This is a genomic window from Reyranella soli, from assembly GCF_007992495.1.
In the GTDB taxonomy this organism is placed as follows: domain Bacteria; phylum Pseudomonadota; class Alphaproteobacteria; order Reyranellales; family Reyranellaceae; genus Reyranella; species Reyranella soli.
Map to the genome: position 1 here is coordinate 41,255 of NZ_BKAJ01000048.1, position 14,840 is coordinate 56,094.

Annotated in this window: 12 protein-coding genes; 6 read left to right on the top strand and 6 right to left on the bottom strand. The window is 64.8% G+C overall.

The features are described 5' to 3' along the window. The first annotated feature begins 4 nt into the window (after nt 1-4). On the top strand, nt 5-1,606 hold the full coding sequence (locus RSO01_RS15195; protein WP_147149957.1) for a dipeptide ABC transporter ATP-binding protein: 1,602 nt from the start codon (nt 5-7) through the stop codon (nt 1,604-1,606). Nucleotides 1,607-1,611: 5 nt separating this feature from the next. Continuing rightward, entirely contained in the window at nt 1,612-2,829 is a 1,218-nt protein-coding gene (locus RSO01_RS15200; protein ID WP_147150007.1) for a M20 family metallopeptidase, read from the top strand. A 486-nt stretch (nt 2,830-3,315) separates the two neighbouring features. On the opposite strand, the gene RSO01_RS15205 is transcribed toward RSO01_RS15200, so the two are convergent. From RSO01_RS15205 to RSO01_RS15230, 6 genes are all read right to left on the bottom strand, one after another. Then, nucleotides 3,316-4,290 carry a LysR family transcriptional regulator gene (locus tag RSO01_RS15205; protein ID WP_147149958.1) on the bottom strand — a complete coding sequence of 325 codons (975 nt, stop codon included), beginning with the start codon at nt 4,288-4,290 and terminating at the stop codon, nt 3,316-3,318. A gap of 44 nt (nt 4,291-4,334) precedes the next feature. Then, entirely contained in the window at nt 4,335-5,438 is a 1,104-nt protein-coding gene (locus RSO01_RS15210; protein ID WP_147149959.1) for an LLM class flavin-dependent oxidoreductase, read from the bottom strand. Nucleotides 5,439-5,442: 4 nt separating this feature from the next. Continuing rightward, nucleotides 5,443-7,446, bottom strand: a complete 2,004-nt coding sequence (locus RSO01_RS48970) for an ABC transporter permease (RefSeq protein ID WP_147149960.1) — start codon at nt 7,444-7,446, stop codon at nt 5,443-5,445. Further along, complete coding sequence (locus tag RSO01_RS15220) at nt 7,443-8,993, bottom strand: sugar ABC transporter ATP-binding protein (protein ID WP_147149961.1); 1,551 nt, start codon at nt 8,991-8,993, stop codon at nt 7,443-7,445. Before RSO01_RS15220 ends, RSO01_RS48970 begins: the two co-directional genes overlap by 4 nt. A 13-nt stretch (nt 8,994-9,006) precedes the next feature. Beyond that, nucleotides 9,007-10,164 (bottom strand): sugar ABC transporter substrate-binding protein, encoded by a 1,158-nt coding sequence (locus RSO01_RS15225; protein ID WP_147149962.1) that lies wholly within the window; start codon nt 10,162-10,164, stop codon nt 9,007-9,009. Between the two features lie 198 nt (nt 10,165-10,362). Then, entirely contained in the window at nt 10,363-11,313 is a 951-nt protein-coding gene (locus RSO01_RS15230; protein WP_147149963.1) for a LysR substrate-binding domain-containing protein, read from the bottom strand. Nucleotides 11,314-11,445: 132 nt separating this feature from the next. Here RSO01_RS15230 and RSO01_RS15235 point away from each other — a divergent pair, with 132 nt between their 5' ends. The 4 genes from RSO01_RS15235 to RSO01_RS15250 are packed head-to-tail and all read left to right on the top strand — an operon-like array spanning nt 11,446 to nt 14,836. Beyond that, complete coding sequence (locus tag RSO01_RS15235) at nt 11,446-12,522, top strand: ABC transporter substrate-binding protein (protein ID WP_147149964.1); 1,077 nt, start codon at nt 11,446-11,448, stop codon at nt 12,520-12,522. Between the two features lie 15 nt (nt 12,523-12,537). Continuing rightward, nucleotides 12,538-12,918 (top strand): RidA family protein, encoded by a 381-nt coding sequence (locus RSO01_RS15240; RefSeq protein WP_147149965.1) that lies wholly within the window; start codon nt 12,538-12,540, stop codon nt 12,916-12,918. Then, nucleotides 12,915-13,982 (top strand): ABC transporter ATP-binding protein, encoded by a 1,068-nt coding sequence (locus RSO01_RS15245; protein ID WP_147149966.1) that lies wholly within the window; start codon nt 12,915-12,917, stop codon nt 13,980-13,982. Before RSO01_RS15240 ends, RSO01_RS15245 begins: the two co-directional genes overlap by 4 nt. Before the next feature lie 2 nt (nt 13,983-13,984). Continuing rightward, nucleotides 13,985-14,836 carry an ABC transporter permease gene (locus tag RSO01_RS15250; RefSeq protein ID WP_147149967.1) on the top strand — a complete coding sequence of 284 codons (852 nt, stop codon included), beginning with the start codon at nt 13,985-13,987 and terminating at the stop codon, nt 14,834-14,836. The last annotated feature ends 4 nt before the right edge of the window (nt 14,837-14,840 follow it).

Consider the following 14,840-nt stretch of genomic DNA (forward strand, 5'->3'; position numbering starts at 1 on the left):
GGCGATGAACGTCCTCGAAGTCAAAGGCTACGGCCTCGACTACGCCACGCCGACGGGCTTCGTGCGGGCGCTGGACTCGATCGACCTCGCAATCGCGCGCGGCGAGGTCTTGGGCCTGGTGGGCGAATCGGGATCCGGCAAGACGTCGCTGGCCTGGGCCATCATGCGCCACCTCCCGCCACGCGCCCGCGAGCAGGGTTCCATCAGCCTGGCCGGTCAGTCCTTGATGACCGCGACCGAGTCCGAGATCGCCGCCATCCGCGGCCGGCGCATCGGCATGGTGTTCCAGGATCCCAGCACGTCGCTCAACCCGACCCTGACGCTCGGCCAGCAGCTGGCCGAAGTGCTGGCGCGCCACCGCGGGCTGACACGCCGGCAGGCCTGGGCCGAGGGCGAGGCGATGATGGCGCGCGTCGGCCTGAAGCAGCCGGCCGCCATGATGCGCCGCTATCCGCACGAGGCCTCGGGCGGCGAGAAGCAGCGCGTGGTCATCGCCTCGGCCTTCGCCTGCCAGCCCGAATGCATCCTGTTCGACGAGCCGACCACCGCCCTCGACGTCGTCACCGCGCGGCAGATCCTCGACCTGTTCGCCGAGCTGCAGGCCGAGACCGCCGTCGCCTCTCTCTATATCTCGCACGACCTGGCCCTGGTTTCGCGCGTGGCCGACCATGTCGCCGTGCTGCATCGCGGGCGCCTGGTCGAGCAAGGTGAGGTCGACGCGGTGTTCGACGCACCGCGTGACGACTACACGCGCCGCCTGCTTGCCGCCGTGCCGCGGCCCGACCATCGCCTGATGACCGGCAAACCAGCCGCCGGTGCCGAGCCGCTGGTCGAGGTCGAGAGGCTGAGCGTCCATTACGGACGCACGCCTTTCCTCTCGGCGCTGGCCGGTCGCCGCACCGCGCAGGTCGCCGGCAATCGCGAAGTCAGCCTCTCCGTCCAGCCCGGCGAGATCCTGGGCATCGTGGGCGAATCGGGGTCGGGCAAGTCGACCCTGGCGCGCGCTTTGACCGGCCTCAACCGCTTCGAGGGCGCCGTGCGCTTCGGCGGCCGGCGCATTGCCGGCCGGCGCGACATGGACCGCGGCTACCGCCGCGACGTGCAGATCGTCTTCCAGCATCCTGATTCTTCGCTCAATCCGAGACAGCGCGTGCGCGAGATCCTGTCGCGACCGCTGACGCTCTACGGCGGCGAGGCGCGCATCGAAACGCTGCTCGAACAGGTGCGCCTGCCCGCGGCCTATGCCGAGCGTTTCCCGCACCAGCTCTCGGGCGGCGAGAAGCAGCGCGTCGCCATCGCCCGCGCCTTCGCCAGCCGGCCCAGGCTGGTGATCTGCGACGAGATCACGTCGTCGCTCGACGTGTCGGTGCAGGCCGCCGTCGTCGAGCTCCTGGTCGACCTGCAGCGCCGCAACGGCACGGCCTACCTCTTCATCACCCACGATCTCAACCTGGTGCGCCAGCTCGCCCATCGCATCGCCGTCATGTACCGCGGCGAGCTGGTCGAGCTTCTCGACATCGACGACCTTTCCACCACCGGACCGCGCCACCCCTATACGCGGAAGCTCTTGGACGCGGTCCCGCCACCCCGGGAGTACAAGTCATGACCGCGATCGACCGCAATGCCGTGCTCGCCCACCTCGACGAGAAGGCGTGCCTGGATTTCCTGTCGGCAATGGTGCGCCACAAGAGCTACTCGCAGACCGAGGGTGAGCGGAAACTGGCCGAGTTCATGGCCAGCAGCATGCGCGGGCTGGGACTCGAGGCCGAGCTGACGCCGGTCGAAGGCACGCGCGTCAACGCGATCGGCCGCTGGAAGGGCACGGGCGGCGGCAAAAGCCTGCTGTTCAACGGCCATCTCGACACCAATCCGGTGACCGAGGGCTGGACCGTCGATCCGTGGGGCGGGCTGGTCGACGACAAGTTCATCTACGGCATCGGCGTCTCCAACATGAAGTCGGGCGATGCCGCCTACTACTGCGCGGTCAAGGCACTGATGGATGCGGGCGTTCGCCTGAAGGGCGACGTCGTGTTGACCTTCGTCGTCGGCGAGTTGCAGGGCGGCGTCGGCACCCTGGCGGCGATCCGCCAGGGCGTGCGCGCCGACTACTTCATTAACAGCGAGCCAACCGACCTGCAGGCGCTCACCATGCATGCCGAGGCCGGCACCTTCATCATCGAGCTCACCGGCAACACCCGCCATCTCTCCAAGCGCGAGCAGGCGGTGGATGCCCTCGTCGCTGCCTGCGACCTCGTCCCGCGGCTCAATGCGCTCACCTTCAGCGGCGCCAGGAGCGACGAGCACCGCTCGATCAACCGCTGCCATGTCGGCGTGGTGCACGCCGCGTTGGGGCGCGATCTCGCCGAATGGCGGCCGCCGCAGGTCGCCGACTTTGCGCGCCTGAAGGGTTCGGTGCGCTACGCGCCGGGCCAGACCGAGGCGCAAGCCTTCGCCGACCTGCGCGTCGTGCTCGACGACCTCGAGCGCCGCTTTCCCGGCCTCAAGGCCACGGTGACGTCGGAGCGCACCGAAGGCCGGCCGGTGATGCCGGCCTTCGAGGTACCGCGTGACGCCAGGATCGTGAAGACCCTGAATGCCGCCTACCAGGCGGTGCGCGGCGAGCCGCAGCCGACCGGTGCGCTCGCCCCACCCTGCTACTACGGCACCGACGCCGGCCACTTCTATCGCGAGCTCGGCATGGAAGGCGTCGTCTGCGGTCCCGGCGGGCGCTACAACACCATGCCCGACGAGCGTGTCGACATCGCCGACTATCTCGACATGATCCGCATCTACATGCGGGTCATCCTCGACATCTGCGAACCGGCCTAGCAGCTCCGCACAGGGGTTTTGACCAGCTGGCTGGCGAACAGGATCGCGTTCGCAGCGCGTCTGCGGAAACGCCCGCAAGCCATTGATGCTTCTACTCTTTCTGGTCGTGGCGACGGCCACGCGTTGTCCGCTAAACGAGGACAGCAACGACAATGCGCAGTCCTCGCCGCTGCGCATTGATTTTGCGGCATTCCCGGCATTTCCGGCGGAGGTCGTAGTGGCGCCTCGGAAGCTGACCCCCAATCCATTGCGCCTGCTGAGCTCGAGCAAGGCCGGCGGCTTCGGCCGGGCGCGATGGGTATCGGATAAACGATGCAAAGAGCGGAGCCACCGAGAGGCGAGCGCACAGTCATTATAACTCAAGTAACTTACCATGTAAACTATGGTTCTGTTCGGCGGTTCGGTCTTGTGAGTTTTTTCGCACCGTAGAGGACCTGTCGCGACGAACTGCTAGCAGTGCTGGCAATCTCAGCGGCCCCGCACCGGTCAAAGCCAATCGATATGATCGGCAATCGATGGCGAGTTGGTCGTGGGTTTGAGGAGCAATGTCCCAGGCCAGTCACCACCGTCGACCAGCTTGATGACAAGGTCGCGGATCACCGCGCGAGCAGCATCAGATGCGGGGTTGGTCTTGCCCTTCAGGGGGCGCACCAGCGTGACGATGCGGACGAGTGCAGGCTCGACGAGTTCGACGGTCCAAAACTCTCCGCGTGCCGCCTCTTCCTTGATCGCTGTCGCCGGCAGGAAGGTGCAGCCGAACCCTGATCGAACAAGTTCCTTGATGGCCGGCACGGCGTCGACCTCGAACTTCACCAGCAGGTCGATCCCAAGCGCCTTGGCGTACTCCTCCACCAGGAGCCGCGTGCCATGTTCGCGGCTCGGCAGCACGAGCGGTACGGAGGCAAGGTTGGCGGCGTTGACCGCAAATGCGTTGCCGAAGCGCCGTGGACCGGCACCGACAAGGTAGAGCGTCTCGGAGACGAGCCGCTCCGCGCCGAGCGCCGCCAAGGGGCCAACTTCGGTCACCATCGCGAGGTCGACGCGCTTCTCGTGGGCCCAGGCAAGCAGCCTGCTGGTCACGCCGTCGACGATGCGTAAGGTGATCTTGGGATATCGGACCTTGAGCTGCATGAGGAGCGGCGCCGAGAAGAAGGCGGCGATGCTCGCCGGCAGGCCGAGTGTTACGACACCGGCCGGATTTTCCGCGAAGCTGCGAATCTCTTCCATCGTCGCGTCGACTTGGCCGATGATAGCGCGCGCCCGGGTGAGCAGGAGCTCGCCGCATTCGGTCAGAGCGACGCCACGCCTGCTGCGGACCAGGAGCTCCACACCGAGCTCTTGCTCGAGATTGGCGACATGCAGGCTGAGCGAGGACTGCGAGACCCGCAGATCGGCCGCCGCGCGCGACAGGCTTCGCTTCTCGACAATGCGCATGAAATAGCGAAGCTGCCTGACATCCATGGAAGTCCTGCCTGCGGGTACCGCGGCGCGGCCATCGCCTGCGACTACTCGGCCGCCCGCCTTCTTGCCAGATGCTGATTGAGCTTGGGCATGACGTCCTCGGCGAGAAGCGTCATTGAGCGCTTGTGCAGCCTGGGCTGATCCCAGTCTTTGTGGGTGAGCAGCAAGGTACCGAAATAGCCGACCTCGTCGACGAGGGCGACAAGCTGGTCGAGAACGCGCTTGGGGCTGCCGTGGATGACCATCCATTCGATGCACTTGCGGATGGTGACAGCCTCGTCGGGAATGGACTCTTGCGGCTTGAAAATCTTGAGCAGCTTGTAGGTCGCCAGGTTATCGCGGAGATAGGCGTAGTACCAACCGATGCTGGATTTTTCGTTGGCAAGATACTCCGCCGTTTCGGCGTCGCTTTCGCCGACCAGGATGGTGCGGGCAAGGCGCCACTGCCCGCGGTCGGGTCGGCGATGCGCGGCTTCGCAGCCGGCGCAGTATTGCTCCCAATGGGTCTTGGCGTGGCCGACCGGCATGAAATTCGCCGAGACGAGACCCCAGCCGCGCTCTCCCGCGAGCCTCGCCGTGGCCGAGGACGGACTCATCGCAGAGACGGCCAGCGGCGGATAGGGCTTCTGAAAGGGCTTCAGCATCGGTCCGATGCCGAGCCGCGGCTGGTAGGAATTGTCGATCGTGATGTCCCAGTATTTGCCCGGAATCCTGTAAGGCGGATCGGAGCTCCAGATGCGATGCACGATGTCGATCGCCTCGACCATCATCTCCGACCGGTTCTTGTCCATGACCTTGAACAGCTCGAAATCCGAGCCCAGCCCGCCAGGGCCGATCCCCATGATGAAGCGGCCCTCGGCGAGATGATCGAACATGGCGCAATTGCCGGCGACTTGCGCGGGATGATGCTGCGGCATGTTGATGACGCTGGTGCCGAACTTGATCGATTTGGTGACCGGGATCAGCGTCGCCATGAACTGCAGAGGATCAGGAATGGGTTCGGTGCGGGCGCTGTAGTGCTCCCCGACCCAGGCCTCTTCGTAGCCGAGCTTTTCGGCCAGAAGGATGGCCTCGCGGTCCTCCTGCAAGACTTGGGTGTAGTCCCGCTGCGGGTCGTGCAAGGGCATCATGAACAGGCCGAGCTTCATGGCGTTACTCCTTTGGCTTCGGGGCGGTAAGCAGCAGCATCATGATGATCACCACACCGTAGATGATCTGTCGGCTCGCCTCCGGCATCTGCATCACCGCGAGCACGCTCGACAGAAGCGTGATGACGAGGACGCCGGCGACCGTGCCCAGATAGGTGCCGCGCCCACCGAGGATATGTGTGCCGCCGATCACCACGGCGGCTATGGCCGGCAACAGATAGTCGTTGCCCATGCCCTGATAGGACTGATCGAAACGGCCGGCGAGCAGGATGCCGCCCAGCGCGCTGGTGAAGCCGGCGAAAACGAAGGCCGTGCAGATCACCCGACCCGTTCGGATTCCCGACAGATAGCTCGCAATCTCGCGATTGCCCACGGCGAAGATGGCCCGCCCGAAGGTCGTTCGCCGCAACAGCAGCACGACAAAGAGGCCGAGCGCGAGCCACACCCAGAGCACGTTTGGTATGCCGAGCAGCGAGCTCTCCCGCCCGAGCCAACGCATCAGGGGCGACGCCTTGGTCTGGGGCGCGAACCCACCGGTGTAGACGACCGTCAGTCCGAGCAGCACGGCGTTCACGGCGAGTGTCAGGATCATCGACGGCAGGCGAATAACGCCAACGCCGATACCGTTGATCAGGCCAACCAGGACGCCGACGAGAAGGCCGCCGGGGATGGCCCAATCGATCCACGCCCCGCCGAAGCCCGTGATCGTCGTCGCTACCATGGCGGCGACAGTCATCGTCCAAGGGATCGAGAGGTCGATATGACCGAGCAGGATCACGACCATCGCTCCTGTCGCGATGATGCCCAGGAACGAGGCGATGCGCAGTTGCTGGATCAGGTACTTTACGGAAAGGAAGTCGGGTAGGAAGAAGCTGCCGACGGCGCCGATGAGGATGATCGCTGCAAGCGAGACGAGGACTGAATTGTCCACGCCGGCGATAAGACGCTGTTTCGGCTCGCCGCGGCTCACTTCCTGCGCGGCCATGAGGTCGAGACGGTTCTTGACGTTGAGGATGCGCGCTCCGCCTATGCCGATGGCGGCCAGCAAGACGAGACCCTCATAGAGTGGCTGCGTCAACGGCGACACGCCGGCAAAGAACAGGACGCCGGTGATGGTGCGCAGCATATAGGCACCGAAGATCGAGCCGATGGCCCCGCCGCTGCCGCCGACCAGCGACGTCCCACCGATCACCACGGCGGCGATGGATTTCAGGGTATAATCGCCGGCAATCTGGGCATCGCCGGTCAGCGTCTGGAATCCCAGGAACAGCCCGCCCATGCCGGCAAACAGCCCGCCCAAGGCATAGGCCGCGAGCTTCGCCTTATCGATGTCGAGGCCGGACATGTAGGCCGCCGCCGACGACGATCCCGCAGCGTAGGCCGCCCGCCCCACCGGCGAGCCCTTGAAGTACCACCAGACGCCGGCTGCGGCGGCGAGCAGAAGGAGCGAAACCGGCACCACGCCGCCGACCGCCCCGGTCATCATCTCGCCGAGAGCGTCGTCGATCTCGCCGCCCGGGACCGGCCGCAGCAGATAGGCGATGCCGGTGTAAGCGGCACCCGTCGCGAGCGTGGCAATGATCGGTTGAATGCGCCCATAGACCACGATCACGCCGTTCAGCAAGCCGCAGCCGGCGCCGGTCGCGAGCACGAGCAAGACGCCCAACGCGATTTCCACTGGCGACCCGCTGACGACGTTCGAGGCGAGGCAGTTGGTGAGCGCGAGTATTGGACCGATCGAAAGATCGAGCCCACCGGTCAGCACCGGCAAGGTCTGTCCCATCGCGACCAGCGCGAGGGCCGCTCCCTCATTGGAGGCCGTCTGGAGGACGAGCGGCGAGAAGCCGCGTGGATGCAGCACGGAAAAAACGAAGAAGAGTGCGATGAACAACGCGAAAGCCAGCAGGGGGCCTTGGTTGCGCCGCAACCAGATGCCGAGAGCGCTCTGGCCTGCGGGAGCCCTGACGTCCTTCGTTCGATCGATCTGCACCAGGGCTCCTTCGCTCATGGGCAAGCCTCAGTGGCGACGGTCGGTTGCTGTAGGCTGAGCGAAGCTGCCATCATGTTGGCCTCCGTCATCGCCTCGCCCTTCAGCTCGCGCACGACGCGCCCCTGGTAGAGCACGACAATCTTGTCGCACATGCCGATCAGCTCGTCATGGTCGGTGCTGTAGAACAGGATGCTGACGCCCTGGTCTGCAAGAGTGCGCATCAGGCGATAGAGTTCCTGCTTGGTGCCAACATCGATGCCTCGCATCGGATCGTTGAGCAGGATGACGCGTGGCTCGTTCATCAGCCATTTGGCCAGGACGACCTTCTGCTGGTTGCCACCGGAAAGACTTCCGACCGGGCTGTCGAGAGAAGCCGCCTTGATGGCAAGATCGCCGACAGCCTGCGTGGCGATTCTCGTCTCTTCGGCAAGGTTGATCAGGAAGCCGCGCGAGACGCGCCGCAGAGCAGCGAGCGTCATGTTCTCGCGCACCGACATCGACAGCATCAGCCCTTCGCTCTTGCGGTCCTCGGGTACCAGCGCCAGCGACAGGCCGGCGGCTTGAGCGTCTGCCGGGCTCTTGAGCACGACGTCACGCCCGTCGAGCCTGATCGTGCCCCGCGTCTCGCGCAGCACGCCGAAAAGGCCGAGCAGCAGCTCGCGCTGGCCCTGACCGTCGAGTCCACCCAGGCCGACGATCTCGCCCCGACCGACTGCAAGCGTCACGTCGGAGAGCCTGTTGGTCCAGGAGAAGTGCGACACGTCGAGCACGGGCGGCGTCGCAGCGGCCGGCGCGGGCTTCGGCGGATAGATGCGGCTGAGATCACGGCCGATCATCATCTGCAGGATCTCGTCGGGGCGCCTGTCGCCACTCTTGAAGGTCGCGATATGGCGACCACCACGAAGCACCGAACAAGTATCGGCAAGCTCTTCGATTTCGTGCATGCGATGGGAAATGTAGATGACCGCCAGCCCGCGCTCGCGCAGATGGCGGACGATGCGATAGACCCTTTGTGCATCCGCCGGTGTCAACGCAGACGTCGCCTCGTCGAGGACGAGCAGGCGTGGATTGCGCCCGAGAGCCTTGGCGATCTCGATGAGTTGGCGTCGTGACAGCGGCAGGTCCTTGACGGTCAGGCGCGGATTGATGTCCTCGCAGCCGATCGTCGCCAGCAGCTCCTCCGATCGGCGGAGCTGGGCGCGGCGGTCGATCAAGCCCCAACGCCTCGGCGCATCCGTAATGCAGATGTTGTCTGCGACCGTGAGATCGGGGATCAGCGACAGTTCCTGAAATACACAGACGATGCCGTTCGCGATCGCGTCACGTGGCGCCAGGAAGGCCGCCGCCTTGCCGTCGATCTCGATACGGCCGGAGTCGGGCGAGACGACACCACCGACAATCTTGATCAGGGTGCTCTTACCGGCGCCGTTCTCGCCGAGGACGGCGTGTATCGATTGGGCGTGAACCGCGAAGCTGACATCATCGAGTGCGACCACGCCCCCATAGCGCTTGCCCACATTGGCAAGCGCAAGCAGTGGAGGTCCTGACCGCGCGCCACCGGACATCACGAAGCAGATGTCAGGTATTGTCGGGTGTCTGTTTCAGCAGCTCCTGGAAGGGAAGGACGACATCGCAGTCCTTGAAGTCGGCGCCCGCCTGGAAATTGTCCGGCAGCGACGTCGAGTAATTGGCGCCGTCCTTCAGGTCTTTCGAATAGAGGGTCGGCACCGGCAAGCCAACGTGCTGAGGCAGCTTCTTGCCCTCGAGCAGGGCGATGACACCCTTCATGGCGACGACCGACAAGGCGGGAGATTGCACGCGCGCGATGCTGGTCCAGTCGCCGTCATGAATCATGCGCAGCGAGCCGTTCTCGCCTGCGCCGCCGATCGGAATTTTCGGATGCTTGGCGTCCTTCAATGCGTTCATGAGGCCGGTGGTGCCGTGCTGCGTCACCATGCCGATGAACTGGCCGTGCGTGGCGACGGCGTCGGAGACGACTTTCTGAACGGTTCCGTCATCCCAATTGCCGACCACCGTCACAGTCTCGATGCCCGGCTTCTTGTCGAACACGTTGTGGAAACCGATCGAGCGGTCGCGATCGACCGAATTGCCAGGCAGGCCGCGGACCTCAAGCACCTTGCCCTGCTTCGTCGTCAGATTGTCGAAGACAAACTGCGACTTCACCTGTTCGAATTCGACCTGCGGTTCGTTGACGAGCAGGATCTCCTCCGAGTCGACGACGTTATCAAAGGAAGAGAGAACCGTGCCGGCGCGCTTGGCGCGGGCGATCACCGGCTTGAAGGCCGTCGGGCTCACAGCGATGAAGATGATGCCGTCATAGCCGGCCGCGATCAGGTTATCGATCGCCGCGATCTGGGCGGCGACATCGGTGCCGGTGCTGACGATCTTGAGTTCCCGGAAGTTCTTGGCGTTCTCAGGGCGGGTAGCCCAGGCCTTTAGGCTCTGAATCATCTGTATGCGCCAGCTGTTGCCGACGAAGCCATTGACCAGCGCCAAGCGCCAGGGCCCGGGCTTCGCGGGATAGGATATGGTCTTCGTAGTCCCCGGCATCGGCTTGAAGCATTGGGGTTGGTACATCTCCTGTGCATTTGCCGTAACCGCGGCGCCTGTGAACGAGATTGCAGCAAAGATCGCGAGGGCGCGAAGCCGGCCGACTCGAAGTCCTAGCAACGAAGACATTGGGTTTTCCTCCTTGGTCGATTGCTTGTGGCGCAATCTGGCGAACGCACGCCGAGGCGATGAGCGTCGCTATTCGTTCGAGCTTATCGTGCTGCCGAACTGGACGAAACTACAGACATCGAAGAGTGTGTGATCTAAGTTTTAGATGGACGCAGGATGAGAGGACATTCCGCTAAGCGCAAAAAGAGATCGCAATTCTGACCGCCCATGCTGGGCGCCGCAGTGTGCAGGGGCTCACAGGGGCGATGGACAGAGAATCGCCTCGTCGAGATGCCGGTCCAGTTCGGCTTCCATCTGCAGCGCTTCCCTCTTGAGGATCTCGATGAAGGCGCTGCGACGGAAGTGCGGAGCGGCCCTGTCGAGCCAGTAGGCGTAGAAGGTGACGGGAACGGCGGGAACGAAGCGCCTCAGGACCACGCGCCGGCCGACGAAGAAGGACGCCGCCGCCTGATCGGCGAGAGTGAGGCCCACGCCGTTCTCGACCAGCGAACAGGCCGCAGTGGTCATCGTGCACTCGGCGACGTTGGCCACCTCGACCTCTTCACGGCGCAGGATGCCCTCGACGATTTCGTGCACGCCCTCCGTGCGCGACATGGTGATGAAGGGTTGGCCGTGCAGGTCGCGCGCGCTGATCTGCGGCTTCGCCGCCAGGGCATGCCCGAGCGGCAGGACGCAGATGGCCTCGTGTGTGCTGATCGGCTCGCTGTGTATGCCGGGCAGCTCGGCCGGCGTCGAGCCAAAGCCGATGTCGGCCTTCTGCGACCCGACGAGCCGGATCGCCTCGTTGGAATGGCGAGGGAACAGGGTGAAGAAGTCCTTGGCGACGTCGGTCACGTAGCGGCCGATGGCGATCGGCAGCAGGGTGAGAGCCATGCTCGGCGCGGCGGCCAGCACGACGGCATGCGCGCTCGAATCCTGCAGCCGGGCGCAGAAGGCGTTGACATGATCGAGGCCGGTGAAGCACCTCTCGACTTCGTCGAACAGAAGGGCGGCGTTGGGGGTCGGCACCAACCGTCCGCCGCGCCGGTCGAACAGAGCGAAGCCGACGGCCGCCTCCATCTCGGTCATCAGCTGGCTGACAGCAGGCTGGGTGACGTTCAGCAGCGACGCCGCGCCCGTGGCGGTGCCGGTCTGCATGACGGCTCGAAAACCTTCTATATGTCGGAACCTGAGCTTGACCGGCATAAGCCGACTGATCGCCTCGCAACAAGATTTGCTGATGGACCATAACCAGATTTGCCGGCCTTGGCAGCGTTGCGATGTTGTTTCAGCAAGGCTTTTCTCACAAAACCATCCTATAGCGCGAAGGGGGTAGCGATGAGCGGTAGATCGACGGGACGGTTCGGACGCAGGAGGGTGCTGGGCAGTCTGGCGGGAGCGTCGGTTGCCCTGCCCTATTTCTGGACACGGCGGGCAGAGGCGGCTCAACAGCTCACGGTCCGCACGCCCGGCGGCGCCTATGACGAGGTCAAGCGCGCGACCGTCTACGAGCCCTTCCAGAAGGCGACCGGGATCGAGATCGTTCCCGTTGCCGCCACCGTAGCCAAGCTGCTCGCCATGCACCGATCGGGCCAGATGGAAGTTGACCTGATCGACACCGGCGACGACGTGCTGCTGCAGCTCGACCAGGCCGGCGCGCTCGAGCCCCTGGATCTCAAGAAGTTCAAGCGCACCAACCCCGACGACATTGAAGCCACGGTGAAGCACAAGGCGTTCGTCGGCTCTTTCAACTACGCCATGCTGATGGGCTACCACACGGCCGCCTATCCCAAGGGCAAGGAGCCGAAGTCGTGGGCCGAGTTCTGGGACATCAAGGCCTTCCCAGGCCCGCGCACGCTGGCCGACATGGCAAGCGGCGCCCCTGATCTCGAGTTCGCACTGCTGGCCGACGGAGTGGCGATGGATAAGCTCTATCCGCTCGACATCCCACGCGCCTTCAAGTCGCTGTCACGCGTACGGCCAGCCATCACCAAGTTCTGGGACACCGGCGCGTTGTCGGCCCAGATGCTGGCCGACAAGGAAGTGGTGCTCGCCGCGTTGTGGAGCACGCGCCTGGGCGTGGCGATCGACAAGGGCGCGCCGCTCGGCGCGCAATGGAACCAGAATGCCGTGCTGGGCCAGGCCTACGGCATCCCCAAGGGCAGCAAGGCCAGCGAAGCCGCCTTCACCTTCATCGACTTCAGCCTGAGCCCGGAAATCCAGGCGGCGTGGCTGAAGGCCTACAAGGCCATACCGGTCAACCAGAAGGCCTATCCCGCGACCTCGCCCGAGCTCATGGATCCCGACACCAAGGTGCCGTGGACCAAGTCCAAGGGCTATGTCCGCGACATCGTCTGGTGGTCGGAGAACCGGACCAAGGTGAATGCCGCCTGGTCGAAGTGGCTCGCGCAGTAACGAGGCAGAGGCAACATGTTCGAAGTAGTGAAGACCGGGCTGCTGCCGTCGACGGCGCCCGTCAATGGAACCGTGAAGTCGGGCACGACGATTTACAGCGTGCAGGTGCCGCGTGATCAGACCACCGGCAAGACGGTGGAAGGCGACATCAAGGTCCAGATGCGCCAGACGCTCAGCAACCTCAAGCAGGCGATCGAGGCCGGCGGCGGCACCCTGGCCGATGTGGCCCAGGTGATCATCTACATCACAGCCAAGTCCGACTTCGCCGGCATGAACGAGGTCTACAAGGAGTTCTTCCACGACCCCTATCCGAGCCGGGCGACGATCGTCGCCGAGCTGATGGGCGAAGGCACGCTGGTCGAGATCGTGGCCCACGCCAATCTCGGCAAGGCATGAGCCTCAAGGGCGCGATCGACCTTCGAGGCGTCACCAAACGGTACGGCGAGGAACGCGTCGTCGACGACATCAGCCTCGCCATCCGGCCGGGCGAGTTCTTCACGTTCCTCGGGCCCTCCGGCTCGGGCAAGACCACGACCCTGATGATGATTGCGGGCTTTGCCGGGGTCGATGGCGGCAGCATTGCCGTTGACGGTGCGGACGTGTCGGCGCTGGAGCCGCAACGCCGCGGCTTCGGCATGGTGTTCCAGAACTATGCGATCTTCCCGCACCTCAACGTGTTCGAGAACGTCGCCTTTCCGCTGCGCGCCCGCCACCGGCCCGAGCCGACGATCCGCGAGCGGGTCACCTGGGCGCTCGATCTCGTGCAGCTCGGCGCCTTCGCCGACCGCTTTGCGCGGCAATTGTCGGGCGGCCAGCAACAGCGTGTCGCCATCGCCCGCGCCATCGTCTTCGAGCCGCACATCGTGCTGATGGACGAGCCGCTGGGCGCGCTCGACAAGAACCTGCGCTACGACATGCAGGTCGAGATCAAGGAGATCCAGCGGCGGCTGGGCATGACCGTCGTCTACGTGACGCACGACCAGGAGGAGGCGATGAACATGTCAGACCGCATCGCCATCATGAACCGCGGGCGCATCGCCCAGGTCGGCGTGCCGTCGGAGGTCTATGAGCGTCCGGCCAACGCCTTCGTCGGCCGCTTCGTCGGCGAGGCCAACATCCTGGACGGCGGGGTCGAAGCGATCGAGGGCGACACGGCGATCCTGCGCATCGCCGGCCTCGCTCTTCGCGCCAAGGTGCGCGATACGGCGAAAGTCGGGCAGCGCGCCTCCCTGTTCGTGCGCCCCGAGCGCGTTGCGATTGGCGATGCGACCGGCAATCGCGTCGAGGGCCGTGTGCGGCGCGTCTCGTTCCTCGGCAACATCGTGCGCTACCAGGTCGAGATCGCGTCCTCGACCCATGTCGTGGTCGACGTCCAGAATTCGCGGCGGCAAGCCTATGCCGTCGACGATCCCATCGCGCTGGGTTGGTTGGTCGAGGACAGCCTGGTGCTGGCGGATTGACCATGACCCGCACCACCACCGCGATATGGCGAGATCCTGGCATCCTCATCGTGCCGGCGATCGCCTTTCTGGTGCTGGGCTTCGCGGTCCCTCTGGCCCTGTTCTTCGTCGAGACGCTGCGCGAGATCGGCAGCTTCGCCGACATCGTCGACGAGGCCGTGACCACGATCTCCTCGCGCGCCGTGGTCAATGCCATGTTCACCACCAACTGGATCGCGCTGCTGGTGACCCTGCTGACGTTGTTCGCCGGCTATCCCATCGCCTACGTCCTGGCCAACAGCGATCGGCTGCGCTTCACCCTGATCCTGTTCTGCATCATCGTGCCCTACTTCACGAGCGTCATCGTGCGGACCTACTCGTGGATGGTGCTGCTGGGCCGCAACGGCATCATCAACCAGCTCCTGCTTGGCAGCGGCCTGGTCGACCATCCCATCGCGCTGCTCTACAACAAGCTCGGCATCGTGATCGGCATGACCTACGTGCTGCTGCCGTATATGATCCTGACGCTCTACGCGGCGATGAAGGCGATCGACCCCAGCTTCCTGCGCGCGGCACACGCCCTGGGGGCAAGCCGGACCTACGCCTTCCTGCACGTCTATCTCCCGCTCAGTGCGCATGGCGTCCTGTCGGGATGCCTGATCGTCTTCATCCTCGCCATCGGCTTCTTCATCACGCCGGCGCTGATGGGCGGGCCGTCCGACGTCATGATCGCCATGCTGATCGAGCGCTCGGTCGAGATCACGCTCGACTGGCCGAGTGCGGCCATCATGTCGCTGCTGCTGCTGGCGGTAACCCTTGTGCTCTATGCGGTGTACTACCGGGTGACCGACGTGCGCCGGATGATGGGAACCTGACGCC